The 24,034-nt window shown below is 69.0% G+C and carries 27 protein-coding genes; 8 read left to right on the top strand and 19 right to left on the bottom strand.

Features of this window, described 5'->3' with window-relative positions:
• Window positions 1-39: 39 nt before the first annotated feature.
• Together ACFOM8_RS13305 and ACFOM8_RS13300 are read right to left on the bottom strand one after the other, a co-directional pair.
• Window positions 40-870 carry a M48 family metallopeptidase gene (locus tag ACFOM8_RS13305; RefSeq protein ID WP_377762088.1) on the bottom strand — a complete coding sequence of 277 codons (831 nt, stop codon included), beginning with the start codon at window positions 868-870 and terminating at the stop codon, window positions 40-42.
• Between the two features lie 116 nt (window positions 871-986).
• On the bottom strand, window positions 987-1,370 hold the full coding sequence (locus ACFOM8_RS13300) for a DUF2147 domain-containing protein (RefSeq protein WP_377762085.1): 384 nt from the start codon (window positions 1,368-1,370) through the stop codon (window positions 987-989).
• Window positions 1,371-1,510: 140 nt separating this feature from the next.
• Between ACFOM8_RS13300 and hisA the strand changes: the two genes are divergently transcribed.
• On the top strand, window positions 1,511-2,227 hold the full coding sequence (gene hisA, locus ACFOM8_RS13295) for a 1-(5-phosphoribosyl)-5-[(5-phosphoribosylamino)methylideneamino]imidazole-4-carboxamide isomerase (RefSeq protein WP_377762083.1): 717 nt from the start codon (window positions 1,511-1,513) through the stop codon (window positions 2,225-2,227).
• Here the strand turns inward: hisA and ACFOM8_RS13290 are convergent, their stop codons facing one another.
• From ACFOM8_RS13290 to gmk, 10 genes are all read right to left on the bottom strand, one after another.
• Window positions 2,228-2,551, bottom strand: a complete 324-nt coding sequence (locus ACFOM8_RS13290; protein WP_377762081.1) for a 2Fe-2S iron-sulfur cluster-binding protein — start codon at window positions 2,549-2,551, stop codon at window positions 2,228-2,230. It abuts the gene before it with no gap.
• Window positions 2,552-2,621: 70 nt separating this feature from the next.
• On the bottom strand, window positions 2,622-3,155 hold the full coding sequence (locus tag ACFOM8_RS13285; protein WP_377762079.1) for a 2'-5' RNA ligase family protein: 534 nt from the start codon (window positions 3,153-3,155) through the stop codon (window positions 2,622-2,624).
• An 88-nt stretch (window positions 3,156-3,243) separates the two neighbouring features.
• Window positions 3,244-4,797 carry a Do family serine endopeptidase gene (locus tag ACFOM8_RS13280; protein ID WP_377762077.1) on the bottom strand — a complete coding sequence of 518 codons (1,554 nt, stop codon included), beginning with the start codon at window positions 4,795-4,797 and terminating at the stop codon, window positions 3,244-3,246.
• Window positions 4,798-4,967: 170 nt separating this feature from the next.
• Complete coding sequence (locus ACFOM8_RS13275) at window positions 4,968-6,209, bottom strand: protease modulator HflC (RefSeq protein ID WP_377762075.1); 1,242 nt, start codon at window positions 6,207-6,209, stop codon at window positions 4,968-4,970.
• Window positions 6,209-7,444 (bottom strand): FtsH protease activity modulator HflK, encoded by a 1,236-nt coding sequence (hflK, locus tag ACFOM8_RS13270; protein ID WP_377762073.1) that lies wholly within the window; start codon window positions 7,442-7,444, stop codon window positions 6,209-6,211. The genes ACFOM8_RS13275 and hflK overlap by 1 nt, the downstream gene beginning before the upstream one ends.
• Before the next feature lie 105 nt (window positions 7,445-7,549).
• Window positions 7,550-8,947 carry a glutathione-disulfide reductase gene (gene gorA / locus ACFOM8_RS13265; protein WP_377762071.1) on the bottom strand — a complete coding sequence of 466 codons (1,398 nt, stop codon included), beginning with the start codon at window positions 8,945-8,947 and terminating at the stop codon, window positions 7,550-7,552.
• Entirely contained in the window at window positions 8,944-9,705 is a 762-nt protein-coding gene (gene rpiA / locus ACFOM8_RS13260; protein ID WP_377762069.1) for a ribose-5-phosphate isomerase RpiA, read from the bottom strand. Before rpiA ends, gorA begins: the two co-directional genes overlap by 4 nt.
• Before the next feature lie 597 nt (window positions 9,706-10,302).
• Window positions 10,303-11,415, bottom strand: coding sequence for a sensor histidine kinase (locus tag ACFOM8_RS13255; RefSeq protein WP_377762067.1), 1,113 nt, complete (start codon window positions 11,413-11,415; stop codon window positions 10,303-10,305).
• Window positions 11,412-11,933, bottom strand: coding sequence for a gamma carbonic anhydrase family protein (locus ACFOM8_RS13250; RefSeq protein WP_377762065.1), 522 nt, complete (start codon window positions 11,931-11,933; stop codon window positions 11,412-11,414). The genes ACFOM8_RS13255 and ACFOM8_RS13250 overlap by 4 nt, the downstream gene beginning before the upstream one ends.
• Complete coding sequence (gene gmk / locus ACFOM8_RS13245) at window positions 11,930-12,559, bottom strand: guanylate kinase (RefSeq protein ID WP_377762063.1); 630 nt, start codon at window positions 12,557-12,559, stop codon at window positions 11,930-11,932. The genes ACFOM8_RS13250 and gmk overlap by 4 nt, the downstream gene beginning before the upstream one ends.
• A gap of 244 nt (window positions 12,560-12,803) precedes the next feature.
• On the opposite strand from gmk, the gene ACFOM8_RS13240 reads away from it, so the two are divergent.
• Complete coding sequence (locus ACFOM8_RS13240; protein ID WP_377762061.1) at window positions 12,804-13,529, top strand: PAS domain-containing protein; 726 nt, start codon at window positions 12,804-12,806, stop codon at window positions 13,527-13,529.
• Here ACFOM8_RS13240 and ACFOM8_RS13235 read toward each other — a convergent pair.
• From ACFOM8_RS13235 to tgt, 3 genes are all read right to left on the bottom strand, one after another.
• Window positions 13,526-14,503 (bottom strand): GNAT family N-acetyltransferase, encoded by a 978-nt coding sequence (locus ACFOM8_RS13235; RefSeq protein ID WP_377762059.1) that lies wholly within the window; start codon window positions 14,501-14,503, stop codon window positions 13,526-13,528. The two genes, ACFOM8_RS13240 and ACFOM8_RS13235, sit on opposite strands and share 4 nt — an antisense overlap.
• 4 nt (window positions 14,504-14,507) lie before the next feature.
• A complete protein-coding gene (rnd, locus tag ACFOM8_RS13230; RefSeq protein WP_377762129.1) occupies window positions 14,508-15,677 on the bottom strand; it encodes a ribonuclease D in 1,170 nt (389 codons plus the stop codon).
• Window positions 15,678-15,786: 109 nt separating this feature from the next.
• Window positions 15,787-16,917, bottom strand: a complete 1,131-nt coding sequence (tgt, locus tag ACFOM8_RS13225; RefSeq protein WP_377762058.1) for a tRNA guanosine(34) transglycosylase Tgt — start codon at window positions 16,915-16,917, stop codon at window positions 15,787-15,789.
• Window positions 16,918-17,050: 133 nt separating this feature from the next.
• On the opposite strand from tgt, the gene ACFOM8_RS13220 reads away from it, so the two are divergent.
• From ACFOM8_RS13220 to tpiA, 3 genes are all read left to right on the top strand, one after another.
• A complete protein-coding gene (locus ACFOM8_RS13220; protein ID WP_377762056.1) occupies window positions 17,051-17,404 on the top strand; it encodes an SUF system Fe-S cluster assembly protein in 354 nt (117 codons plus the stop codon).
• 115 nt (window positions 17,405-17,519) lie between these two features.
• Window positions 17,520-17,891, top strand: coding sequence for a HesB/IscA family protein (locus ACFOM8_RS13215; protein ID WP_377762054.1), 372 nt, complete (start codon window positions 17,520-17,522; stop codon window positions 17,889-17,891).
• Between the two features lie 83 nt (window positions 17,892-17,974).
• Window positions 17,975-18,721, top strand: a complete 747-nt coding sequence (tpiA, locus tag ACFOM8_RS13210) for a triose-phosphate isomerase (RefSeq protein WP_377762052.1) — start codon at window positions 17,975-17,977, stop codon at window positions 18,719-18,721.
• Here tpiA and ACFOM8_RS13205 read toward each other — a convergent pair.
• The 3 genes from ACFOM8_RS13205 to ACFOM8_RS13195 are packed head-to-tail and all read right to left on the bottom strand — an operon-like array spanning window position 18,696 to window position 20,551.
• Window positions 18,696-19,703, bottom strand: coding sequence for a GGDEF domain-containing protein (locus tag ACFOM8_RS13205; RefSeq protein ID WP_377762050.1), 1,008 nt, complete (start codon window positions 19,701-19,703; stop codon window positions 18,696-18,698). The two genes, tpiA and ACFOM8_RS13205, sit on opposite strands and share 26 nt — an antisense overlap.
• Window positions 19,700-20,212, bottom strand: coding sequence for a heme NO-binding domain-containing protein (locus tag ACFOM8_RS13200; protein ID WP_377762049.1), 513 nt, complete (start codon window positions 20,210-20,212; stop codon window positions 19,700-19,702). The genes ACFOM8_RS13205 and ACFOM8_RS13200 overlap by 4 nt, the downstream gene beginning before the upstream one ends.
• A gap of 51 nt (window positions 20,213-20,263) precedes the next feature.
• Window positions 20,264-20,551, bottom strand: coding sequence for a DUF3572 domain-containing protein (locus tag ACFOM8_RS13195; protein ID WP_377762047.1), 288 nt, complete (start codon window positions 20,549-20,551; stop codon window positions 20,264-20,266).
• A gap of 101 nt (window positions 20,552-20,652) precedes the next feature.
• Between ACFOM8_RS13195 and ACFOM8_RS13190 the strand changes: the two genes are divergently transcribed.
• The 3 genes from ACFOM8_RS13190 (at window position 20,653) to ACFOM8_RS13180 (ending at window position 23,223) form a co-directional block, all read left to right on the top strand.
• Window positions 20,653-22,038: a diguanylate cyclase gene (locus tag ACFOM8_RS13190; RefSeq protein WP_377762046.1), complete on the top strand. Its 1,386-nt coding sequence runs from the start codon at window positions 20,653-20,655 to the stop codon at window positions 22,036-22,038.
• A gap of 97 nt (window positions 22,039-22,135) precedes the next feature.
• Complete coding sequence (locus ACFOM8_RS13185; RefSeq protein WP_377762044.1) at window positions 22,136-22,543, top strand: DUF983 domain-containing protein; 408 nt, start codon at window positions 22,136-22,138, stop codon at window positions 22,541-22,543.
• A complete protein-coding gene (locus tag ACFOM8_RS13180) occupies window positions 22,492-23,223 on the top strand; it encodes a DNA mismatch repair protein MutT (protein WP_377762042.1) in 732 nt (243 codons plus the stop codon). The genes ACFOM8_RS13185 and ACFOM8_RS13180 overlap by 52 nt, the downstream gene beginning before the upstream one ends.
• Here the strand turns inward: ACFOM8_RS13180 and ACFOM8_RS13175 are convergent, their stop codons facing one another.
• Window positions 23,224-23,994 carry an enoyl-CoA hydratase-related protein gene (locus ACFOM8_RS13175; RefSeq protein ID WP_377762040.1) on the bottom strand — a complete coding sequence of 257 codons (771 nt, stop codon included), beginning with the start codon at window positions 23,992-23,994 and terminating at the stop codon, window positions 23,224-23,226.
• Window positions 23,995-24,034 lie beyond the last annotated feature (40 nt).

Below are 24,034 nucleotides of genomic sequence, written 5' to 3'. Positions count from 1 at the left end.
CATCACGCCGGTCCAGAGCGATAGGCGCAGCGGCCTTGCCTACTCGCTTGCAGCGGCGGCCTTCATCTGATCGACGGTGGCCAGAACGACGGCAATCCGCTTGGCATCCGCAGGATGCGTTCCCCAGAAGGACAGCGTGCCGCTGTCGGACCGTGCCGCCTCATCGCGGGCAAAGTAACGGGCGCCCTTGACCGGATCGTATCCGGCCGCAGCCGCGATCCGCGTGCCCAGCATATCGCTTTCCAGTTCGTAGGTCTGGGAATAGGCGACCTGCCCCACCGCCGCGCCGATTTCCATGTTCCGGCTGACGGCATTCGGGTCATAGCTTTGACCTGCCGAAGCCGCCTGCGCATTGCCATAGGCCGTCAGTGCGCCCAGGATCAGCGCACCGGCCGCTGCCTGCTGCTGCCGCTTGACAATATGCTGGCCGATAAGGTGGCCGTATTCATGGCCAAGGATAAAGGCGACCTCGTCGTCGTTTTCGACATCCTGCAACAGGGGCAGGCTGAACCGGATCACCGGATTGCTGTTGCCGGGTCCGTCATAGGTGAAATAGGCGTTCCGTTCGGCCAGTTGCCGGTCAAGCTGCAACGCCACGCCACAGTTGGCGCCCTTGGCCGCCAGCTCCGTCTTGCAAAGTCGTTCGGCGACCGGCTGGACATGCGCTGCCACGCGGGCGAATCGTGCTTCTGCGGTGCCGACAGGGGCATGCCGGCGCGGCGGAGCGGCCTTGGCCTCGGCGAACATGGCAGATGCCCTGGCATTCGCGGAATTGTCCACATCGGGCAGCGAATAGGTGGTGCCGCAGGCCGAAACCGAAGCGACAAGGCCAAAGGCCAAGGCGGCGCGCAAAATCCGGGCAGAAGTCATGGAATGGTCCTGAGCTATGCAAATGCCATTCGACTAGCCGCCCGAATGCGCGCGATCAATCACCAAGTCCCTCAAATTATTATAGAAACCGTGCGGTTTCCTTTATGAAGAAATCCTTACTGCACCCGCGCCCAGGTCTGGCTCTTGCAGATCAGCCCGCCCGCGACGCAGCCCGACAGGCTCATCCGGTCGCCCTGGACGCTGGCCTTGCCGTTGTAGATCTTGTTGTTGGCCGGGCGCCACACCTTGCCGGCATAGGCGCCGCCGCCCTGGGGGGCCATGTCGATGACGATCTGGCGCCCCAGGTTCGGCGACTGGAACTCGGACTGGCCCTGGAAGGTCCGGCTGATGGTGCCGCAGAACGCCCCGCCGCAAGGGCTGATGGTGACATGGGCGAACGATCCCTCGTCCGGCTGGGTCTGCCAGACGCCCTCGATAGGGTCGGCCGTGGCGGCGGTGCCGGCCAGGGCCAAGATTGCAGCGGCGATGATGTGGCGCATGGGTTTCCTCCCTCAAGAATGTGGGGATGCTGCGCGGGGCACAAGGCTTCTGGCAAGCCTGACGTGAGGTCGCGCCCGCCCTTCCGTTCCGCGCGTCCCCGTGGCAAAGCGGGCGCGACCTGCGAACACCGGAGAGCGCCATGATCCTTTACCCCGCCATCGACCTGAAGGACGGCAATTGCGTCCGCCTGCTGCGCGGCGAGATGGAGGCGGCGACCGTCTTCGGCACCGACCCGGCGGCGCAGGCGCGGGCCTTTCAGGACGCGGGGGCGGAATGGCTGCACCTGGTGGACCTGAACGGCGCCTTCGCGGGCCGCCCCGTGAACGCCGCGGCGGTCGAGGCGATCCTGGCCGCCATCGACATCCCCGCCCAGCTTGGCGGCGGCATCCGCGACTTGGCGACCATCGAGGGCTGGCTGGAAAAGGGGCTGTCGCGGGTGATCCTGGGCACCGTGGCGGTCGAGAACCCCGACCTGGTGCGCCAGGCGGCGGTGCGCTTTCCGGGCCGGATCGCGGTCGGCATCGACGCGCGCGCGGGCCGCGTGGCCACCCGTGGCTGGGCGACCGAAACCGAGGTGACGGCGACCGACCTCGCCCGCCGGTTCGAGGACGCGGGCGTCGCGGCCATCATCTATACCGACATCGACCGCGACGGCGCCATGCAGGGCCCCAACATCGCCGCGACCGAAGCCCTGGCGCGCGCCGTCGGCATTCCGGTGATCGCCTCGGGCGGGGTGTCCTCGCTGGACGATCTTCGGGCGCTGGCGGAAACGCGGGTGATCGCGGGCGCGATCTCGGGCCGGGCGCTGTATGACGGCGCCATCGACCTGGCCGAGGCGCTGGCGCTGCTGCGCTGATCAGATCTGGCGTTCGGGCATCTGGACGACCAGGCCGTCCAGGGCCTCGGTGACCTTGATCTGGCAGGTCAGGCGGGACCGTCCGGGGTCGGGCTGATAGGCGAAGTCCAGCATGTCCTCCTCCATCGGGTCTTTCGGGGGAAGCTGGTCCACCCAGGCCGGATCCACGTAAACATGGCAGGTCGAACAAGCGCAGGCCCCGCCGCAATCGGCGTCGATGCCGGGCACGCCGTTGTCGCGCGCCCCTTCCATCACCGTCATGCCGGGCTTCACGTCCACCTCGTGGCGGGTTCCGTTGTGCTCGATATAGGTGATGCGGGCCATGGCTGAGTGTCCTTTGCTGTGCAGGGGGCAGATAGGCCATCGGCCCCGCGAAGAAAAGGGGCGCAAGGCATCAGGGGCGCCCTGTCCCGCCCGGTTCCTCAAAGGCAAACCGCCCCGCCGCGTCCCAAGGCCCGCCGCGATAGCGCCACAGCAGCAGGCCGGTCGCAGCGAAGGGAAAGGGTCGAAAGCCTGCGGAAAGGTCGTCGAACAGCTTGCGGGCATCATCCGGGGCGGCCTTGTTCTGGATAGTCACATGCGGCCTGATCCGCTGGCGGTCCTGCGCGCCGAGGTGGTCGGCGAAGATGCCGGACAACGCCGCCCGCAGCCGCCCGATCTCGGGGCAGTCGAGATCGTAGGCCACGCCCTTGCCCAGGAACCGCAGGCCCGTCACAAGGCCTGTCATCGGCGGCGTGTTCCGGGCCGTCCGGGCCAGTTCCTGCGTGATCCAGCCGATGCGGGCGCCGGGCAGGTGGTGGAACAGCGTCAGATGCGCCGGGATGTGGTTGCGGGCGGGCGGGAAATGCCGCTGCCGCATGGCCTGGAAACGGTCAAAGCTGGCATCGTCAAACCCGAGCGTCAGGATCAGCGGCGCGTCGTCGGACATGGGCGGTCGCCTTGTGGAACCGGAATGGAAAAAGGCGGCCCGCGCATGCGAGCCGCCTTGGTCAGACATGCGCAGGAAGCCGGCGCCTTCAGCTTTCGCCGACCGGCAGCGCCACGAAGCGCGGCTCGCCGTTGCGGCGCACCAGCACCAGCAGCGACTTGCGGCCCGCCTCGCGCACCTCGTCGATGCGGGCGTTCAGGTCGCGGATCGAGGCAACGGGCTGCTGGCCCGCCTCGGTGATGATGTCGCCTGGGGCCAGACCCTTTTCGGCGGCCTCGCTGGCCGGATCGATCTCGCGGATCACCAGGCCCCTCACGTCGCCGTCCAGACCCATCTCTTGCGCCATCTCGGGGGTCAGGACCGACAGCGACATGCCCAGGATGTCCTCGGGCGTGGCGTTGCCTTCCGCTTGCGGGGAACCGCCGGTGCCTTCCGCCGTCTCGCGCCGGCCCAGGGTCACGGACAGCGTGACCGGCCCGTCCTGGCGCTGCACCACCACCTCGACCGGCTCGCCGGCAGGCGCCTCGGCCACGCGGCGGACCAGGCTGCGGGTATCCTCGACCGGGGATCCGTCAAAGCTGGTGATCACGTCGCCCGCGCGCATTCCCGCTTCCTTCGCGGGGCCTTCGGGAACGTCCGTCACCATCGCGCCGCTTTCCGCCGTCAGGCCAAGCGCCTCGGCCATGTCGGGGGTCACGTCCTGGATCTTGACGCCCAGCCAGCCGCGGCGGGTTTCGCCGAACTCGCGCAGCTGCTCGACCACGCTGGACACGACGTTCGACGCCATCGAGAAGCCGATGCCGATCGACCCGCCGTTGGGCGACAGGATCGCGGTGTTGACGCCCACGACCTCGCCCTGGAGGTTGAACAGCGGGCCGCCCGAGTTGCCGCGGTTGATGGCGGCGTCAGTTTGCAGATAATCGTCATAGGTGCCCGACAATTCGCGGTTCCGCGCCGACACGATCCCCGAACTGGCCGAGAAGCCCTGACCCAGGGGGTTGCCAAGCGCCAGCACCCAATCGCCCACGCGCGCCTCGTCCGAGTTGCCGAACTTCACAAAAGGCAGCGCCTCGTCGCTTTCGACCTTGAGCAGCGCCACATCGGTGTTCGGGTCGGTGCCCACGACCTTGGCGGCCAGCACCTCGCCCGAATAGAACTCGACCTCGATCTCGTCGGCGCCCTCGATCACGTGGTTGTTCGTGACGATGAAGCCGTCGGACGAGATGACGAAGCCAGAGCCGAGCGCGTTCGACCGCTGCGGCATCCGGGGACCGCCGGGACCGGGCTGGCCCGGCACGCCGGGAATGCCGAAGTCGCGGAACAGGTCCGAGAACGGGCTGCCTTCGGGGAACATCGGCCCCCCTTCGCCGCCGGTCGGCTGGGCGACCACGGCGCTGGTGGTGATGTTCACGACGGCGGGCGCGACCTGCTGGACCAGATCGGCGAAGCTGTCGGGCATGACCTGGGACGAACCCGTCGCAGGGGCAGACAGCGGTTCGTTGTTGTTCGCCGCCTCTTGCGCCTGCTGGCTCGCCTCGGGCGAGATGTCGGGCTGCGCGTCCTGCGCGGCCGCGTATCCCAGGCCGACGGTCACGGCCAGGGCCGAAGCGGTCAGAAGGTGCCGAGGAGAAAACGTCTTCATGCGGATGTCCTCATCTTTCGCAGTTCGTCGGTCCGACGAAGGGCCGGGGACCGCTGGTGTTATGAAGAAGAAATAGGGCGGCGTTGCAAATAAACCACGCTCTCGGGCAGTGAACTGATCGTGACTTTCATTTCAGAAAGGGCGGATGCTGCCACCCGCCCCTTTCATTCTTATTCCGTCGGTTCGGCCGGGGAAGCCGGATCGGCCCCGTCTGTCGCAGGTGCGGCCGCGTCTCCGACGGCCGGATTGGCGGCCGGATCGGCGGCCGGATCGGTGGCCGGCGCCTGGCCCGGTTCCACCGGCGGAGCGTCACCGGCGATGGGGGCGGTCACGGCCTCGCTTTCCTGCGGCGGCGTGGTCAGCATTTCCGGCACGGGCGTCAGCGTCACGCCCGCGCTTTCGCCCAGGCGGTTGCCCTCGCGGTCGGTGACGGTGGGCGTCACCAGTTCCTCGTCCGTCTGCGCGGGCGGCACGGCAGCCGCCCCGGCCGAATTGCCCGCCGGGACCGGCGTGGGCGCGGGGTTCGCCCGCTCTGCGCCGTCGTCGCGCAGATAGCTGAAGAACTCGCCGTTCGGTTGCAGGACCAGGGCGCTGTTCTCGCCCCTGAGCGAGCGTTCATACGAGGTCATCGACCGGGTAAAGGCGAAGAACTCGGGGTCGCGGCCGAAGGCGTCGGCATAGATGGCGTTGCGTTGCGCGTCGGCCTCGCCGCGCACGATCTCGGCGCGCTTGGACGCTTCCGAGGTCAGTTCCGTCACGGTCCGGTCGGCTGCGGCGCGGACGCGCTGCGCGGCCTCGCCGCCGCGCGCGATCTCGTCCGCGGCCTCGCGCTGGCGTTCGGCGCGCATCCGGGCATAGGTCGCGTTCAGGTTCTGCTCGGGCAGGTCGGTGCGCGTCAGGCGCACGTCGATGATCTCGACCCCCAAGCCTTCCGAGTTCGCGCGCGCCTCGTCGCGGATCTGGTTCATCAGGGCGGTGCGGTCGTCCGACAGCACGCTGGTGGACGGCACCGTGCCCAGCACCTCGCGGATGGCGTTGCGCACGATCGGCTCCAGCCGGCCCTGCGCGCCTTGGATGCCGCCCGCGCCGACGGCCTGGCGGAAGCGGACCACGTCGGTGATGCGCCAGCGGGCGAAGGCGTCCACGATCAGGCGGCGGTCGTCCAGCGGCGTGACCTCCAGCGGAACGGTGGGCAGGCCCAGGATGCGGCCGTCGTATTTTTCGACATTGTCCAGGAACGGCACCTTGAAGCCCAGACCCGGCTCCTCCTTGACATCGACCACGCGGCCAAGGCGCAGAACCAGGGCCTTTTCGCGTTCATCCACGATGAACAGGGACGCCGCGACAAGCACGGCCACCACGATCAGCAGCGGGATGGCCAGCGTGGACAGGGTGATGCGACGCGCGGCCATCAGTTGTTTCCTCCGGTGTTGGTGCCGGTGTTCGTGCCGGTGTTCGTGCCGGTACCGGTATTGCTTTGGCCACTGCGGCGCAGCTGATCCAGCGGCAGGAAGGGAACCACGCCCGTTCCCTGGCCGTCCACGCCCTCGCCGATAATGACCTTGTCCACCCGGCCCAGGACGTTTTCCATGGTTTCCAGATACATCCGGCGGCGGGTCACTTCGGGCGCCTTCACGTATTCCTCGTAGATCGAATTAAAGCGCGCGGCCTCGCCCTGGGCGGTGTTGACGGCCTGGGCGCGATAGGCCTCGGCCTGTTCCAGGGTCGCCGCCGCGTCGCCGCGGGCCTGCGCCAGCACGCGGTTGGCATAGGCATCGGCCTCTTTCTCCAGGCGGTCGCGTTCCTGTTGGGCGGCCTGCACCTCGCGGAAGGCGTCGATCACCTCGGACGGCGGGTCGGCGCGGTCCAGGTTGACGCGGATCACGTTGATCCCCGACTGATAGGCGTCCAGCGTTTCCTGCACCGAGGTCTGCAAGTCGTTTGCGATCACGCCGCGGTCGCGGTTCAGGATCGGCGCCAGTTCGCTGCGCGCGATGATGTCGCGCATGGAGGATTCCGCCACGGCGCGCATGGTGTCGGCGGGATCGGCCAGGTTGAACAGGTATTTCTCGGGGTCCGAAATGTTCCAGACGACCTGGTATTCCATGTCCACGATGTTCTGGTCGCGGGTCAGCATCAGGCCGTTGTCCATCTCGCCTTCGCGGCCGGTGCCGATCTCGGTCACGCGTTCGTTGGTGACGGGGATCACCTCGGCGGTGACGACCGGCCAGGGGGCGAAGTTCAGACCCTCGGTCCCGACATCGACCGCGCGGCCGAACAGGAACTCGACGCTGCGTTCGTTGGTCTGGACCCGGTAAAAGCTGGCGAATGCCCAAAGCGCGACCAGCACCAGCCCGCCGATGGTCAGCGTGGAGCGGTTCATCTGCAAGCCCGGTCCGCCCGAAGGACCGCGGCGTCCGCCGCCGTTCGGGCCATTGCCGCTGCCGCGCCCGCCCATCAGAACGCGCAGGCGTTCCTGGCCCTTTTTCATCAGCTCCTCGATCTCGGGCATCTGCTGCGGGCCGCCGGGGCGCTGCGGACCCCGTGGCGGTTGCTGCTGTCCCCAGGGGCGGTTCGCCGGACGCTTGTCGCGATCCTCGTCATCTCCTCCGCCGCTTCCGCCGCCCCAAGGGCCCTGACTTGCCATCCGTGGTCCTTCTTTCTTCTTCGGAATTCCGTTGCTTGAAAACTGGTGCAGCGGCGGGAAAAGTCAACCCGACGGTCCGCCGCCCGCGCCGATCTGTCGCAATTGTCAGGCCGTTGCAGCCTGTGCAGGAATTTCCAGCCGGTGCCGCCGGGCGGGCTGGCGCATCGTGACCAGTTCCTCGGCCGCGGTCGGGTGGACAGCCATGGTCGCATCGAAATCGGCCTTGGTCGCGCCCATGGTGATGGGGATCGCGGCCAGCTGGATCATCTCGCCCGCGTCGGGGCCGAAGATGTGGCAGCCCAGAACCCGGTCGGTGCCGGGATCGACCAGCAGCTTCATCATCACCTTGGCATTGCTGCCCGCGAACATCGACCGCATCGGACGGAAAACCGTGACATAAACATCGACATCGCAGCGCGCGCAGGCCTGTTCTTCGGTCAGCCCGATCTGCGCCACCTCGTGGGGGCGCAGGTAAACCGCGCTGGCGATGGTGGCATGGCCGACCTTGCGCGGCCGCCCGCCGAAAACCGTGTCGGCAAAGGCGTGGCCTTCGCGGATCGCCACGGGGGTGAGGTTCACCCGGTCGGTCACGTCGCCCACCGCGAAGATCGAGGGCACCGCCGTTTGCGACCATTCGTCCACGGCAACGGCGCCGTTCGGGCGCAGATGGACGCCGGTGTTCTCAAGCCCCAGATCGGCCGTATAGGGCGCGCGGCCCGTGGCCCAGATCACCGCGTCGAAATCCTCGCGGCTGTTGTCGTTGAAGGTGACGCCGATGCGTTCGCCCGCCCGCTCCAGCGCGGTGGGGACGACGTTCAGCCGCAGGTCGATGCCGATGTCGCTCAGCTGCACCGTCGCCATGTCGCGGGCCTGCCGGTCGAAGCCGCGCAGCACCGCGTCGCCGCGATAGGCCTGCACCGTCTCGCAGCCCAGGCCCGCCAGGATGGTGGCGAATTCGCAGGCGATATAGCCGCCGCCGACCAGCAGCACGCGGCCCGGCAGTCTGTCCATCGTGAACAGGTCGTCCGAGATCAGGCCCAGCTCCTCGCCCGGGATGCCCGGCAGCGCGGGGCGGCCGCCGACCGCGATCAGGATGTGCTTGGCGGTCTTGCGCGCGCCATCGGCCAGCGCGACCGTGTGGGCATCGACAACCGTGGCGCGCCGGTGAAAGATCTCGACCCCGGATTTTTCCAGGTTCGCGGTGTAGATCAGCTCCAGCCGGGTCAGTTCGGCATCCAGCTTGTGGCGGAACACCTCCCAGTCGAAGCGGCCCGCCCCGGCCCCGTCCCAGCCATAGCCGCGCATCTCGGCGGCCATCAGCCCGGCCTGGGACGCGAAGATCATCAGCTTCTTGGGAACGCAGCCGCGGATGACGCAGGTGCCGCCCATGCGGCTTTCCTCGGCCAGGGCCACGCGGGCGCCGTGTTCGCCCGCCGCGATGCGCGCCGCGCGGACCCCGCCCGAGCCGCCGCCGATCACGAACAGGTCATAGTCGAAGCTCATGGCTGGTCCCCCTCGCCCGCCAGCATGTCGGCGTCGATGTCGGCATTGCGGTCAAGCCGGACAACCGTGCCGTCGGGCTTGCCGATGATGGCAAGGCTGCACATGCCCAGAAACAGCCCGTGTTCCACCACGCCCGGAATGGCCGCCAGCGCGCGGGCCAGCGCGACGGGATCGGGGATGCATTTCAGGTGCAGGTCCAGAATCCAGTTGCCCTCGTCCGTGACCCAGGGCTCGCTGCCCTTGAGGCGGTGCAGCACCTCGCGGTCGCCGAGGTCCAGATCGTCAAGGGCGCGTCGGATCAGGGTGCGGGTGGTCTCGAACCCGAACCGCAAGACCTCGACCGGCAGGGGAAAGGCGCCCAGCTGTTCCACGACCTTTGTCGGATCGGCGATCACCACCATCCGCTTGCTGGCCGCCGCCACGATCTTTTCGCGCAGATGCGCGCCGCCGCCGCCCTTGATCAGGTGCAGGTCGGGATCGACCTCGTCGGCGCCGTCGATGGTCATGTCCAGCCAGCCGATCTCGTCAAGGCTTTCGATGGCGAGCCCCAGGCTTTCGGCCAGCTCGCAGGTGGCCTTCGAGGTGGCGGCGCAGCGCAGCGACAGCCCCTCGGCGCGCGCCCGCGCGGCCAGTTCGCGGACCATGACGCTGGCCGTCGATCCGGTGCCAAGGCCCAGCTTCATGCCGTTCCGCACAAGGGCCACGGCGGCGCGGGCGGCGGCCAGCTTGGCGGGATCGGGTTCGGGGTGCTGCGGCATGGGAACCTCCGTTCATCGTTGCAAGGCTTATAGGACAAGGGACGCGAAAGGGCGAGAGGTCTGCGCCAGAACAGCCTTGATGTTTCAGGAAACTGTGGGATCGTGCGAATTGCAATCCCGCCTGCCGCGGATGCCCGCGATGGACGCGTCGCGGCCATGTCCTTGTTGCTGGCCTTGGGGTTACGTCGATGGCGGCCGTCCGGCCCGCTGAAGTCGCCCGGGGCGGGGTGCATGGCCTGCGGCGGAACCGGCCGCGGCGGCACGCGGCGGCACGACCCGTGCATCGGCTGCGGCACGGCGGGCGTTGTCGAGGATTGGCGGCCTGATCCGATCCCCGCTGCCCGGAAAGCGCCCGAAAGCAAGCCGAGACCAGCCAGGGCCAGTCCGAAGGCCAGCATCGGAACGCAGGCGCTACCGGTCGTTTCCGTCGCTGTCGCCCGGCATGTCCATGAGGCCGGGACGCGAACCGCGCCGGTCGAACCCTGGCTGGCGCCTGCCTGCCGGGCCTGGCCGGGGCCTTCGCGCAAGTCCTTGGGAAACCGATCATCGCCGTGCCGGCCATGGGGCCGCCTATGCCGCCGTGACCTCCGGCAAAGCCTAGCTCCGGCTTACGCCTTCCGGCAGGATCACCGTGAACGCGCTGCCCTGGCCCTTGGCGCTGTCGATGCGCAGCCGGCCCCGGTGGCGGTTCACGATATGCTTGACGATGGCCAGGCCCAGGCCGGTGCCGCCCTGGGCGCGGGACCGGTGGGTGTCCACGCGATAGAAACGCTCGGTCAGGCGGGGAAGGTGCATTCCCTCGATCCCTTCGCCCCGGTCGCGGATCTCGACCGCCCAGGCGGGGCCGCGCAGCAGGGGCTCGTGGTCGATCCGGCGCATGGAAACGCCCAGGTAGCCGCCCTGGCCGCCGTATTTCAGCGCGTTCTCGATCAGGTTCTGGAACACCTGCACCAGCTGGTCGGGATCGCCCGGCACGCGCCGGCTGCCCGCGATGCCCTGCGTCTCGACGGTGACGCCCGCGGCCTTGGCGGCGGGGTCCATCGTCGCCAGCACGCCGCGCAGCAGCAGCGCCAGATCGACCTGGCCCGAGGGGCGGCGGCGTTCCTCGGCCTGGACGCGGCTGAGGGACAGAAGATCGCTGACCAGGCGGTTCATGCGGGCGGCCTCGCGTTCCATGATGTCCAGGAAGCGGTCGCGGGCGCGGGCGTCGTCGCGGGCCGGACCGCGCAGCGTTTCGATAAAGCCGATCATCGCGGTCAGCGGCGTTTTCAGCTCGTGGCTGACATTGGCCACGAAGTCGCGGCGCATCTGCTCGGCTTCCTCGGCTTCGGACCGGTCCAGCACGGCGATGGTCGCGCCCCGCCCCAGGGGCGAGGGCAGCCGCGCCACCGTGATGTCCGCCGCGATGTCGCGCCCGTCGGCCAGGATCGCCGCGTGCAGCCGGACCACGCCATCGGCCAGCGCGGGCAGCGACGGATCGGGCACCGGCGCGGGATGACGGTCGGGATCCAGCACCCAGTCCACCGCCGCGACAACCGCCGGATGGCGCACCACCGTCACAAAGGGCCGGTTCAGCAGGTCGCCGCCTCCGAACAGCGCCACCGCCGCGCGATTGGCGCCGATGGTGCGGGTCTTGCCGTCGACGGCCAGCATCGGCACCGGCACGCCCTCCAGCAGATCCGAGGCCCGGCGATGCGCGTCCGGCGTCATCCGGCCTGCCGCAGCCCGGCGCGGAACCGCGCGGCGTTGGCGCGATAGCGTTCGGCGGACCGCAGCAGCCCCGCCCGCGCGTCCTCGTCCAGCATCCGCACGACCTTGCCCGGCGCGCCCATGACCAGGGCGCCGGGCGGGATCTCCTTGTTCTCGGCGATCAGGGCGCCCGCGCCGATCAGGGCGCCCGCGCCGATCCGCGCGCCGTTCAGGATCGTGGCGCCCATGCCGACCAGCGCGCCGTCGCCGATGGCGCAGCCGTGCAGGATCGCGCGATGGCCGACCGTGCAATCCGCGCCGATCACCAGCGGACAGCCCGGATCGGTGTGCAGCACGCACAGATCCTGGACATTGCTGCCGCGCCCGACCCGGATTTCCTCGGTGTCGCCGCGCAGCACCGCGCCCCACCAGACCGAGGCGCCTTCCTCCAGCACCACATTGCCGATCACCTGCGCGTCGGGCGCGGTCCAGGCATCCGCCGCGATGCGCGGGGCGATGCCGTCCAGGTTCCAGATCATGCGTCCTCCTCCATCAGGTTCTTGACAAAGCGGCCAAGGCCCCCCTGCCGGTCGCGGCGCAGCCGTTCGGCGGTCAGGATGGCGCGCAGGCGGTGTTCGGTCTCGTCCAGGTCGTCGTTGATCAGGACGTAATCGTATTCGGCCCAATGGCTGATCTCGGCCCGGCTTTTCTCCATCCGCGAGGCGATCACCGCGTCGCTGTCCTGCCCGCGCGCGCGCAGGCGCCGTTCCAGTTCCGGCAAGGACGGCGGCAGCACGAAGATCGACACCACATGCCCGCCCAGGGCCGAGGCGCGGATCTGCTGGCCGCCCTGCCAGTCCACGTCGAACAGCGTGTCGCGCCCGTCGCGCATCGCGGCCTCGACCGGGGCGCGGGGGCTGCCGTAAAGGTTGCCGAACACCTCGGCATATTCCAGCATCTGGCCCTGCTCGACCATCTGGCGGAAGGCGCCGGGGGTGGTGAAATAGTAATGCTGCCCCTCGACCTCGCCCGGACGCGGCGGGCGCGTGGTGGCGGATACCGAAAAGCGCAGGCTGGGATCCCAGTCCATCAGCCGCCGGGCCAGCGTCGATTTCCCCGCCCCCGAAGGCGATGACAGGATGATCAGCAGGCCGGTGCGGTCCATGAGGCGTCTTTCCTTGATGGCGTGACGGGGGGATGGACCAGCACCGCCGGGCGGTCAAGACCCGGGCCGCCGCCCGGCTCATCCGAAGGGATTTAACCATTCGTTAGGAAAACGACTCGGCACGACGCGAAGTTATGTTTATCATGCTCTTGGAGTAACAATGCATCCGTGTGTCTGGATGCGTATTGGTAACGAGGGTACGACATTGTCGAACTGCCAGGACGACGCAGCGTCGCATCCGCCCGTGGCGGATCGGACGGGCCAGATCTTGCATCTTGCGGACTTCAGTCCGACGCAGCCTGCCCGGATCCTCGGCGACGTGCACGCCTATTGGGACAGCCTGAGGGGGTCGCGCGCGGTTCCGGCCCGGTCGGACATCCAACCGCAGGGCATCCGCCGCGCGCTGGACTATGCCTTTATTCTGGAACGCATCGCGCCGGGCGCCGCCCGGTTCCGCCTTGCGGGCCAGCACCTGATCGACCTGATGGGCATGGAGGTGCGCGGCATGGCCTTCTGTTCGCTGGCCAATCCCAGTTCGCGCGGGCGGCTGTCCGATGTGCTGGAATCGGTGTTCCGCGCGCCCCAGCTGGCGCAGATGACGCTGCACGCCAAGGCCGACTATGCCCGGCCCGAACTGTCGGCGCGGATGCTGCTGCTGCCCTTGACATCGGATTTGGGCGACGTGACCCGGGCGCTCGGCTGCATCATCGCCGAAGGCCAGGTCGGCATTGCGCCCCGCCGGTTCGACCTGACCCAGGACGAAGTGATGCCGATCCTGAAGGGCGGCAAGACGCTGGCGCCCTCGCCCTCGGGCTTTGAGGGGGGGGACCGGCGCGGCCTGAAGCCTTTGCCGCTGACGACCGGGGAACGCCCCGCCAGGCGGACCGACAGCCCCGAATCGCGGCGGGCCTTGTTCAAGGTCATCGCCCTGCCCCAGGCCGCGCAGCCCACCGGCACGAACCAGAGCTAAGGGCGCCTGCGCCAGCGGTAAACCGCGGCGGGCGCGGGCGCGCTGCGGCCCAGCGAGGTCAGCATCTGGTCTTGGTCCCGCTGAAAGCCCAGGTTCTTCAGCAAGCGCCGCGACGGCTGGTTGTCCAGGAACACATCCGCCAGCAGTTCGGGGGGATCGAAGCGGGCCTGGATTTCGGCCAGGAAAACACGGCCCATCTCCTCGCCCAGGCCCTGCCCCGCCAGGGCGGGATCCAGGAAATAGAAGATCCGCGGCGGATCGCCCGCGCTGATGCCGATGGACCCGGCCACGCGCCCCCCATGGCGCACGGTCAGCCGCATCGGCGGCAGCAACCCGTCGGACCGGAACAGCGGCGCCATCTGGTCCTGCGTCATTTCCGGGTGAAACAGCAGAAGCTTCGAGGCGACATCGGGAAGCGTGGCGATGCGGTGCAGGTCGGGCAGGTCGTCCGCCCGGAACGGTTCGATCAGCAGGCGGGGCGTTGCCAGGCGGACGGCATGGCGGCGGGCGAAATCCTCGCGCGTCAGCCGCAGCGACAGGCCGGGCAGATGGCGCCCCTGCGGCTGCGACCACAGCATCACCTGCCCCGTGGGCCGAAAGCCAAGCCGCCCCAGCAGCGCGGCCGAGGCCGTGTTGTCCTGCAAGTGGTTCGCCTCGATCCAGGCGCCGCCGCCCCGGAAGCGGCGCGACAAGGCCAGCACGGCAGCGCGTTCGGCCAACCCCCGCCCCTGCGCAAAGGGCGCCATCCAGATGCCGAAACTGCCCGAGGCGCGCACCATGCCGACCAGCCGGTCGCCTTGGCGCACGGCGTGTTCGTCCAGCCCCGCATCGTCGATGAAGGCCGCCGCGTCCGCCGGACGATAAGGCCAGGGCACGGCGGTCAGCCAGCGGGCCACCTGCCAGTCCGACAGCGCCTCGGCAATGGCGGGGGCGTCTTCGGGCCGCGGACGGGTCAGGATCAGCGGCGCGGGCATTGCCCTAGCCCACGGCAACGACGCGCACGGAACCGCCCTTGGCGGACAGCGCGATCTCTCCGGCCGCAAGGCGCAGGGCGTCCTGGCCAAAGACCTCGGCCCGCCAGCCCTTCAGCGCGGGCAGGTCGCGTTCGCCTTGGGCGATGGCGTCCAGCTCCGCGGACGAGGCGATCAGCTTGGGCGCCACCCCCGCCGCATCGGCCTTGGCCTTGAGCAGCACGCGCAAAAGGTCCGACAGCGCGGCATTGCCGGGCTTGCCGGGTTCCTCGGCCTTGGCCTGGGGCAGATCCCTCGTCTCCAGCCCCGCCTTCACGGCGGCCAGGATCCCGCCCGCGATCTCGCCCTTGCGCGCCTCGCGCAGAAGCAGGCGGGACCGGCCCAGATCGGCCTCGGTCGCGGGCTTGGTCGAGGCGACCTCGATCATGGCATCGTCCTTGAACACGCGCGAGCGGGGGATGTCGCGTTCCTGGGCATAGGCCTCGCGGAAGCGCGCCAGTTCGCGCAGGATCGCCAGGAAGCGGGGCGAGTTTGTGCGCGTGCGGACCTTGAGCCAGGCTTCCTCGGGGCGGGTGATATAGGTTTCGGGGTCTTCCAGAACCGCGATTTCCTCGGCCAGCCAGCTTTCGCGGCCGTTCTTGCGCAGCTCGGCCGCCAGGAATTCGTAGATCACGCGCAGATGCGTCACGTCGGCCAGCGCATAGGCCGCCTGGGCGTCCGACAGGGGGCGGCGCGACCAGTCGGTGAAGCGCGAGGACTTGTCCAGGTTCGCCCGCGCGATCTTGCGCACCAGGGTTTCATAGCCGACCTGCTCGCCAAAGCCGCAAACCATCGCCGCGACCTGCGTGTCGAACAAGGGCTGCGGGAACAGGCCCGCGTCGTGAAAGAAGATCTCCAGATCCTGGCGGGCGGCGTGGAACACCTTCACGGTGCCGGGGTGGCGGAACAGGCCGTAAAGCGGCTCCAGCGACAACCCGTCGGCCAGGGGATCGACCAGCACGGCCTCGCCCCCCGGGGTCTTGGGGGTCGATGCGGGGGGAAGGGCCAGCTGGATCAGGCACAGCTTGGACCAATAGGTCCGCTCGCGCAGGAACTCGGTATCGACGGTGACGTATGGGGCGGATTTCGCGGCCTCGCAAAAGCGGGCAAGATCCTCGGTCCTGGTGATGATGGTTATTTCGTCGCTCATGAGAGTCTTTCAAACCGGGCGGTTCGTCCGCCAATTGGAAACGGATAAGCCCAAGTTTCCGCGATGGAAAGCGTTTTTGGTCAACCGCGCTGACGGATCACGGCGGCGCGATATCGCCCTGCGCCCGGATTGCATGGAAATCGGCCACGAAATCGTCCAGCCGCCCTTCGGCGATGGCGCCGCGCAGGCCCGCCATCAGTTCCTGGAAGTAATGGAGGTTGTGCCAGGTCAGCAGCATGCCGCTGATCATCTCGCCCGCGCGGAAGACGTGGTGCAGATAGGCGCGGGAATAGCCGGTGCAGGCCGGGCAGGTGCAATGCTCGTCCAGCGGGCGCGGGTCGTCGGCGTGGCGCGCGTTCTTGATGGCGACCGGACCGCGCCGCGTCCAGGCCTGCCCTGTGCGCCCCGACCGGGACGGCAGCACGCAATCCATCATGTCCACCCCCCGCTGCACGGCGCCCACGATGTCGTCGGGCTTGCCCACGCCCATCAGATAGCGCGGCTTGTCGGCGGGCAGAAAGCCGGGCGCGTAATCCAGGACGCCGAACATCGCCTCCTGCCCCTCGCCCACGGCCAGGCCGCCGATGGCATAGCCGTCAAAGCCGATGGATGTCAGGGCTTCCGCCGATTCCCGGCGCAGTTCGGGCGTGACGCCGCCCTGCATGATGCCGAACAGCGCGTGGCCCGGACGATCGCCGAAGGCGTCGCGCGACCGCTGCGCCCATCGCATCGACAGGCGCATGGACTTCGCCACGTCCTCGGGCGCGGCGGGCAGGGCCGGACATTCGTCGAAGCACATCACGATGTCGCTGCCCAGCAGGCGCTGGATCTCCATGCTGGTTTCGGGCGACAGCAGATGCCGCGACCCGTCGATATGGGACGAAAAGGTGACGCCATCCTCGGTCAGCTTGCGCAGGGCGGCCAGCGACATCACCTGAAAGCCGCCCGAATCGGTCAGGATCGGCCCGTCCCAGTTCATGAAGCGGTGCAGCCCGCCCAACCGGGCGATGCGTTCCGCGCCGGGGCGCAGCATCAGGTGATAGGTGTTGCCCAGCAGAATGTCGGCCCCCGTCGCGCGCACCGATTCCGGCAACATCGCCTTGACGGTGGCGGCGGTGCCCACGGGCATGAAGGCGGGCGTGCGGATCTCGCCCCGCGGCGTGCGGATGGTGCCGGTCCGCGCCCGTCCGTCGGTCGCGTGAAGGGTGAAGTGGAAACGCTCGCTCATGGTGGTGCCTGCCGCTGGAACCGGCCGTGTCTAGCGAAGGGAGGCCGGCTCCGCAATCCGCTCTCTCTGGACCTGAGGGGCGCGCGCGCCTATATGAAGGCGAAATCGACAGGAACACGCCCAGGATCCCGCCATGACCGAATTGCAGGAAGGCGCCCCGCTGATCGCGCCCTCGACCACCGACCATCCGCTGTACGACAGCGTCGTGGAGGCCTGCAAGACCGTCTACGACCCTGAAATCCCGGTCAACATCTTCGATCTGGGCTTGATCTACACGATCAACATCAACGACCAGAGCGAGGTTCGCGTCGTGATGACCCTGACCGCGCCCGGCTGCCCCGTCGCGGGCGAGATGCCCTCCTGGGTCGCCGACGCGGTCGAGGCCGTTCCGGGCGTGAAGCAGGTCGATGTCGAGATGACCTTTCAGCCGCAATGGGGCATGGACATGATGTCCGACGAGGCGCGGCTGGAACTGGGCTTCATGTAGATCGGCCGGGGCGCTTCGAAGCCCCGAGGGGGTTTTGGACAAAGGTGGAAAGCCCGCGTCTTGATGGACCCGGCGCGCGGGCTTATCTTCTGGGGCGGACAAAAGGAAACGCGCCATGTTTGCCATTCCCGGATCGGTTCCGGTCACCATCACGCCCGCCGCCGAACGCCAGATCGCCCGGCTGATGGCGGGGCGGAACGCCTTCGGCCTGCGGATCGGACTGAAGAAGGGCGGTTGTGCGGGCATGGAATACACCATGGATCTGGTCGAGGCCGCCGGGCCGAACGAGGAAGTCGTGGAACAAGGCGCGGCCCGCGTGGTGATCGCGCCCAAGGCGCAGATGTTCCTGTTCGGAACCGAGATCGACTACGAGAACGGGGTGCTGGAATCCGGCTTCCGGTTCCGCAACCCCAATGTGACCGATGCCTGCGGCTGCGGCGAATCGGTCCGGTTCGAGCCGCTGGAAGGCAGCCGCGCCGGGGAATGATTTCCGGCCCGGTTGCGGCGCTATCATGATTGCGCAGCCTTGCCCGTCATCCTAAGCCACCGGCAAAGCTTTGGAGGAATGGCATGGCACCGCGCAAACTGGCAGCCGGAAACTGGAAGATGAACGGCGATCTGGCCGCCTTGGCCGAGATCGACGCCCTGATCGCGGCGCACCCCGCCCCCGGCTGCGAGGTTCTGGTCTGCCCGCCCGCCGTGCTGCTGCACCCCATGAAGCGGCGGATCGGCGGCGGGCCGGTCGCGCTTGGCGGGCAGGACTGCCATGCCAAGCCCTCGGGCGCGCATACGGGCGACATCGCGGCGGGGCAGTTGAAGGATGTCGGGGCCGCCTACGTGATCCTGGGCCATTCCGAACGCCGCGCCGATCATGGCGAAACGGACGCGGCGGTCGCGGCCAAGGCCGCCGCCGCGTGCGCCGCCGGGCTGACCGCGATCATCTGCGTGGGCGAGACCGAAGCGCAGCGCGACGCCGGGGAAACGCTGGACGTGATCGCCGCGCAGATGGACGGCTCGATCCCCGGGGGGGCCACGGCCGCGAACACCGTGATCGCCTATGAGCCGGTCTGGGCCATCGGCACGGGCCGCACCCCCACCAACGACCAGATCGCCGAGGTCCACGCCCTTATGCGCGAACGCCTGGCGGGCAAGATCGGGGACGGCGCGGCGGTCCGGCTGCTTTACGGCGGCAGCGTCAAGCCGGGCAACGCGGCCGAGATCTTTGCCATTCCCCATGTGGACGGCGCTCTGGTCGGCGGTGCCAGCCTGAAGGCCGCGGATTTCGGCGCCATCATCGCGGCCCTGGAAGCGGCCTGAGGGCGTTGTCCACGGGAAGGGGCGCCACCGAGACCCGCCCCTTGCCCGCGTTCTTGGACCGATACAGCGCGACATCGGCATCGTTCAGCATCCGGTCGATCTCGTCCGGGCCATAGCCCGCCGACAGGACGATCCCCAGGCTGGCCGATACGCCGCAATCCCCCGGCGAGACCTGCTCGATCCCTCGGATGATCCGCTGCCCGATGCCCGTCAGCGCCTGGCAGGTCCAGGATCCGCCCAGGATCAGCACGAATTCGTCGCCGCCGATCCGGGCCACATGGTCGCGGCTACGGGTCATTCGGCCCAGCACCTGCGCCACGTCGCGCAGCAGGCGGTCGCCGGTCGGATGGCCCAATCGGTCGTTCACCGGCTTGAAGTTGTCCAGATCCAGATGGATCAGCGCAAAGCCCTGGCCGCCGCGCGGATCCAGCGCGCCCCGCATCGCGGCCAGCAGCCCGCGCCGGTTCAGCACGCCGGTCAGGGGATCGGTATGGGCTTCCCGCTCCGCATCCTGGCGGGCCAGCATCAGATGGCGGTTGAAACGCGCCAGCTCTCCCTGGATGGCGCGGTTCGCTTCTTGCAGGAACATCAGCTCCAGCGCCAGCTCCGTGGGGGCGAAGTCGTTCTCGGTCAGGCCGAAAGCCGCGACGGCATCGGACAGCGACACCCCGAATCCGAAGTTCAGAAGCAGCTCCCCGAAGCCTGGCTCCACGACATGGCCGCGCAGCACGATCGGGCGGTGGCGGCGCAATCGCAGGGACAGCCGCCCGCCCGGCCCGGCGGCCCGGATCCGGGACATCACGCGGCCCGTCCCGCCGCCCTTCGCCTCGACAAAGATGTCCTCGGCCACCCGCGCGCCGGCGGGCAGCAGCTTTTGCATGGTCGGCCCGGCAAAACGGATCGCGCCGTTCTCGGCCAGGCACAGGTGCATGGGCATCAGCCGGTCCAGCGCATCCTGCCCCAGGGTCAGGGCGCGGGTCATGCCTGGCCGGTCCGGGCGGAAAGGCGGAAGGTCCGCGCCTCGGCAAAGGCTGCGTCCGACACGTCGATGCAGATCCCTTCGGCGCTGCGGGTGATCACGCAAAGCGTGCCGTAGTCGTCGGCCATCGCCCGCAGCAAGCCGCTGAGCAGCGCCGTCCAGACCGGCGAGCCGCCCCCGATCGTGACCCAGACCAGACCATCCGCGCCGCGCGACAGGGCGATTTCCGGCACATCCACGTCATCGGTGATCAGGCGGATGCGTTCGGGCAGTTCGTCCAGCCGCAGCAGGAAGTCCAGGAAATCGCTGCCGCAGAACCGCAGAAGCCGCCAGATCTCGTCCTGCCGCACCAGCCAGGCGCCCAGATCCTCGATCAGCTCGTCGGCGGGCTTGCCCAGTTGCTCTGCCGCGTCCCGAAGCATCAGACGGGGAGGCAGCAGCCCGGCCTCGATCCCCTGGACCGATTCGTCTTGCAGAAATCTCTCGATCGCGCGGTTGACCAGATCGTGCATGCGTCACCTCCGGCGCCCTGTCTAGACGCAAGAGGTGAACAAATCGCAAACTCAGACCTGCCAGCCATGGCTGCCGGGACCGGCCAGGGCCGTGCGCGCGTGCATCAGCTCGCCCGGGGCGATCCCAAGCCCGGCCGCGGCATCCATGACCCGCCGGTCGTCCTCCAGCAGATAGTCCAGAACGTGCAGCGCCATGTCGGGGCTGCTCGCCACCCGGCGCAGATCCTGCGGCCGAAGCCCGGTCGCGCCCAGGAACTCCTCGACCAGGTCGGGCCGCCCGGCCAGGTACAGCAGGGCGGACGTTGCCAGCTCCTGAGCGGATTCTCGCGTATATGTCATCGCCTGCGCCTTGTTCCGACTCGCTCTCCGACTGTTTGGAAACGGTTTGTTAAGGATTCAATGACAATCTTCCGAAAGGCCGTCGAAAGGGGGCGTCATTCATGACTGCGCGTATCCTCATTGCAGAAAGCAGCGCGACAAGCCGGATCACCCTGAAGGTCAGGCTGTCGGGGGCGTGCTATGATGTCCTGTCGGCCGCCACGACCGAGGAACTGGTGTCGCAGCTGCGGTCGGGACGCCCCGACCTGGTTCTGCTTGGGCCGGGCTTTTTCGATCTGCCGCTGGCCGAGTTCTTCCAGCTTGTCGGGGTGGAGCGGCCCCGCACGCCCGTGCTGGCGCTTGCCGACGGCCAGCGCCGGGTCGAGGCGCTGGAGGCGGGCGCCTCGGCCGTGCTGGACCCCCGGGTCGAGGAGCAGATGCTGCTGGCCCGCGTGCGCGGCCTTTTGCGCGACTCCGAGACCGGCGACGTGCCGAACTTCGCCATGGCCGAGGCCGCCTCGGGCTTTGCCCATGCGCCCTCGGGCAATGTCGTCCTTGTGGCCGACCAGCCCGCGCGGGCGCAACGCTGGCGGCACATCCTGCAACCGCGCCTGAACTGCCGCTTTGCGATCTCCAGCCCTGACGAGACGCTGAGCGCGGCGTCCCATGGCGACGGCGCGGACCTTTACATCATCGCCGCCGACATAGACCGCAAAGGCGACGGGCTGCGGCTGCTGTCGGAACTGCGGTCGCGCAATGGCTCGAAGGAGGCGGGCTTTGCCGTGCTTGTCGCGCCCGAGCGCGAGGATCTGTGCGCCATCGCGCTGGATCTGGGCGCAAGCGAGGTGCTGCCCCTGGACCCCGCCGGCGACAACAACGCCGAAATCGCGGCCTTGGCGCTGCGCAACCAGCTGGACCGCAAGCGCCGGGCCGACAACCGGCGCGAGGAGATGAAGCGCAACATGGCCTGGGCCATGACCGATCCGCTGACCGGCCTTTACAACCGCCGCTACGCCCATCCCCAACTGGCCGAGATCGCGCAATGCGCCATGCGGCGGCAGTCCGGCTTTGCGGTCATGGCGCTGGATCTGGACCGCTTCAAGACGATCAACGACAATTTCGGCCATGCCGCGGGCGACGCGGTTCTGTGCGACATCGCCCGCCGGGTCGAGGAAACCGTCGCGAACCGGGGCCTGACCGCCCGCCTCGGCGGAGAGGAGTTCCTGGTCGTGCTGCCCGACACCACCGAACCCGATGCCTTCCGCCTGGCCGAGGAGATCCGCCGCGCGGTCGAGGCGCGCCCGACGCTGCTGCCGCGCATCTCGGGCGGGGGTCAGGTGCAGGCGACCGTCTCGATCGGCGTGGCGCTGGAACAGGCGCCCTTCCATATCAGCCGCCCCGAAGTGCTGGCCGAGATCGCCCTGGAGCGGGCCGACCGGGCGATGATCGCGGCCAAGTCGCTGGGCCGCAACCGCGTGCTGATGGCGCCGATGCAGCCCGTTCACTGACGGCCTGCGACCAAAGGCGCAGGCTTTTGCCGTTCCGGGGGCTGGCAGGACCGCCGGGCAGCGCCTACATTGGCTCCGTTCTTTCCCGGAGATTGCCATGCCCCGACACCTCGGCCCCAGCGATCCGACCGAACGGCCGACGGGCCAGGCCATGCTGCGCGGCGCGATGGGCCGCTGCCCGGCCTGCGGCGAGGGCAAGCTGTTCCGGTCCTTCCTGAAGGTCGCCGATCACTGCCCGGCCTGCGGCGAAGCCCTGCATCACCAGCGCGCCGACGACGGCCCGGCCTATCTGACGATCCTGCTGGTCTCGCATCTGGGGGCGCCGTTGCTGCTGGCCTGCTATGTCGCCTGGCGGCCTTCGGCCATGACGATGGTCTGGACCTTCGGCCTGGGCGCGGTGATCCTGTCGCTGCTGTTGCTGCCGCGCATCAAGGGCGCCTTTGTTGGCCTGCAATGGGCCCGGCGGATGCACGGCTTCGGCGCGGAACCGGCGACGCCGGCGTGACCGACCGCACCCCCATCCGGGACGCCGCGACGATCATCCTGCTGCGCAGAACGGCGGCGGGGGTCTCGGTGCTGATGGGAATGCGCGGTGCGGGCGCGGTCTTCATGCCGTCGAAATACGTCTTTCCGGGCGGCGCTGTGGACCCGACGGACACCGCGGCGACGCTGGCCGCCCCCCTGGCCGAGCCGCATCGCAGCCGTCTTGCGCGGGAACCCCGGCCCGGAAACGCGCCCGATCCCGACGCCATCGCCGCCGCCGCCTTGCGCGAACTGGCCGAGGAAACGGGCCAGCTGATCGGCCGCCCGGGCCCGAGCCTCTGGCCGGGCTTCGCCGAGGCCGGACTTGCCCCCGATGCCGCCCCCCTGACCTATCTGTTCCGCGCGATCACGCCGCCGGGCCGGCCGCGCCGGTTCGATGCGCATTTCTTCGTGGCCGATGCCGCCTGCCTTGCCACCGACCCCGACGATTTCAGCCGCGCCTGCGACGAGCTTTCGCACCTGCACTGGGTGCCCCTGCCCGCGGCGCGCGCCTTGGACCTGCCCTTCATTACCGAGGTGGTGCTGGCCGAACTGGCCGACCTGATCGCGGGCCTGGCCTCCGACGCGCCGGTGCCGGTGCCCGATACGGTGCCCTTTTTCGACAACCGCACGGCTGCACCCCGTTTCGCGCAGATTGCCTGATCAGCGCCCGCAGAACCGCGCCGGGCGTTTTTCCAGAAAGGCCGTCACCCCTTCGACGAAATCCGCCGTCCGGCCCGCCGCGCCTTGCAGCCGCGCCTCCAGCGCAAGCTGCGCGTCCAGGTCGTTCCGCGTCGAGGCCGCAACCGCTTCCCGGATCGCGCGATAGGCGGCGGTCGGACCCTGCGCCAACTGCCGCGCGCGCGCGTCCACGCCGGCCGCGAAATCCGCATCCGGCAGGGCTTCCCAGATCAGCCCCCAATCGGCGGCCTGCCGCGCCCCCACGGGTTCGGCGAATAGCATCATGCCCATGGCCCGCGCCATTCCCACCGCGCGCGGAACCACAAAGGTGCCGCCGGCGTCGGGAACCAGCCCGATGCGCGCGAAAGCCTGGATAAAGGTGGCGCTTTCGGCGGCGATGACCACATCCGCCGCCAGCGCCAGGTTCGCCCCCGCCCCGGCCGCCACGCCGTTGACCGCCGCGATCACCGGAACGCGGCAGGCCCGGATCGCGCGCAGCATGGGTTCGTATTCGTCGCGCAGCGTGCCTTCCAGATCCGCCGCCGCCGCCCGGTCGGTCAGATCCTGGCCCGAGCAGAAGCCGCGCCCTGCCCCGGTGATGACCAGGCAGCGGGCGTCCTCGGGCAGGGTCGCGACCGCGTCCGTGATCTCGGCCCGCATCCGGCTGCTCAGCGCGTTCATCACCTGCGGGCGGTTCAGCGTCAGCGTGGCAACGCCCTCGCGGACAGCGGATTGGATGGTTTCATAGATCATGGCGTCCCCCTTGCGGGGCATCATGACGCAAAACGGCCGG

It is taken from the genome of Paracoccus angustae (assembly GCF_042648745.1).
In the GTDB taxonomy this organism is placed as follows: Bacteria; Pseudomonadota; Alphaproteobacteria; order Rhodobacterales; family Rhodobacteraceae; genus Paracoccus; species Paracoccus angustae.
This window is presented reverse-complemented; position numbering and strand designations above follow the sequence as displayed.

What these genes read in the sequence shown, in the direction of transcription:
- ACFOM8_RS13305 (WP_377762088.1), bottom strand. Translation starts at nt 870, where the DNA reads ATGACTTCTGCCCGGATTTTGCGCGCCGCCTTGGCCTTTGGCCTTGTC.
- ACFOM8_RS13300 (WP_377762085.1), bottom strand. Translation starts at nt 1,370, where the DNA reads ATGCGCCACATCATCGCCGCTGCAATCTTGGCCCTGGCCGGCACCGCC.
- hisA (WP_377762083.1), top strand. Translation starts at nt 1,511, where the DNA reads ATGATCCTTTACCCCGCCATCGACCTGAAGGACGGCAATTGCGTCCGC.
- ACFOM8_RS13290 (WP_377762081.1), bottom strand. Translation starts at nt 2,551, where the DNA reads ATGGCCCGCATCACCTATATCGAGCACAACGGAACCCGCCACGAGGTG.
- ACFOM8_RS13285 (WP_377762079.1), bottom strand. Translation starts at nt 3,155, where the DNA reads ATGTCCGACGACGCGCCGCTGATCCTGACGCTCGGGTTTGACGATGCC.
- ACFOM8_RS13280 (WP_377762077.1), bottom strand. Translation starts at nt 4,797, where the DNA reads ATGAAGACGTTTTCTCCTCGGCACCTTCTGACCGCTTCGGCCCTGGCC.
- ACFOM8_RS13275 (WP_377762075.1), bottom strand. Translation starts at nt 6,209, where the DNA reads ATGGCCGCGCGTCGCATCACCCTGTCCACGCTGGCCATCCCGCTGCTG.
- hflK (WP_377762073.1), bottom strand. Translation starts at nt 7,444, where the DNA reads ATGGCAAGTCAGGGCCCTTGGGGCGGCGGAAGCGGCGGAGGAGATGAC.
- gorA (WP_377762071.1), bottom strand. Translation starts at nt 8,947, where the DNA reads ATGAGCTTCGACTATGACCTGTTCGTGATCGGCGGCGGCTCGGGCGGG.
- rpiA (WP_377762069.1), bottom strand. Translation starts at nt 9,705, where the DNA reads ATGCCGCAGCACCCCGAACCCGATCCCGCCAAGCTGGCCGCCGCCCGC.
- ACFOM8_RS13255 (WP_377762067.1), bottom strand. Translation starts at nt 11,415, where the DNA reads ATGACGCCGGACGCGCATCGCCGGGCCTCGGATCTGCTGGAGGGCGTG.
- ACFOM8_RS13250 (WP_377762065.1), bottom strand. Translation starts at nt 11,933, where the DNA reads ATGATCTGGAACCTGGACGGCATCGCCCCGCGCATCGCGGCGGATGCC.
- gmk (WP_377762063.1), bottom strand. Translation starts at nt 12,559, where the DNA reads ATGGACCGCACCGGCCTGCTGATCATCCTGTCATCGCCTTCGGGGGCG.
- ACFOM8_RS13235 (WP_377762059.1), bottom strand. Translation starts at nt 14,503, where the DNA reads ATGCCCGCGCCGCTGATCCTGACCCGTCCGCGGCCCGAAGACGCCCCC.
- tgt (WP_377762058.1), bottom strand. Translation starts at nt 16,917, where the DNA reads ATGAGCGAGCGTTTCCACTTCACCCTTCACGCGACCGACGGACGGGCG.
- ACFOM8_RS13220 (WP_377762056.1), top strand. Translation starts at nt 17,051, where the DNA reads ATGACCGAATTGCAGGAAGGCGCCCCGCTGATCGCGCCCTCGACCACC.
- ACFOM8_RS13215 (WP_377762054.1), top strand. Translation starts at nt 17,520, where the DNA reads ATGTTTGCCATTCCCGGATCGGTTCCGGTCACCATCACGCCCGCCGCC.
- tpiA (WP_377762052.1), top strand. Translation starts at nt 17,975, where the DNA reads ATGGCACCGCGCAAACTGGCAGCCGGAAACTGGAAGATGAACGGCGAT.
- ACFOM8_RS13205 (WP_377762050.1), bottom strand. Translation starts at nt 19,703, where the DNA reads ATGACCCGCGCCCTGACCCTGGGGCAGGATGCGCTGGACCGGCTGATG.
- ACFOM8_RS13200 (WP_377762049.1), bottom strand. Translation starts at nt 20,212, where the DNA reads ATGCACGATCTGGTCAACCGCGCGATCGAGAGATTTCTGCAAGACGAA.
- ACFOM8_RS13195 (WP_377762047.1), bottom strand. Translation starts at nt 20,551, where the DNA reads ATGACATATACGCGAGAATCCGCTCAGGAGCTGGCAACGTCCGCCCTG.
- ACFOM8_RS13190 (WP_377762046.1), top strand. Translation starts at nt 20,653, where the DNA reads ATGACTGCGCGTATCCTCATTGCAGAAAGCAGCGCGACAAGCCGGATC.
- ACFOM8_RS13185 (WP_377762044.1), top strand. Translation starts at nt 22,136, where the DNA reads ATGCCCCGACACCTCGGCCCCAGCGATCCGACCGAACGGCCGACGGGC.
- ACFOM8_RS13180 (WP_377762042.1), top strand. Translation starts at nt 22,492, where the DNA reads ATGGGCCCGGCGGATGCACGGCTTCGGCGCGGAACCGGCGACGCCGGC.
- ACFOM8_RS13175 (WP_377762040.1), bottom strand. Translation starts at nt 23,994, where the DNA reads ATGATCTATGAAACCATCCAATCCGCTGTCCGCGAGGGCGTTGCCACG.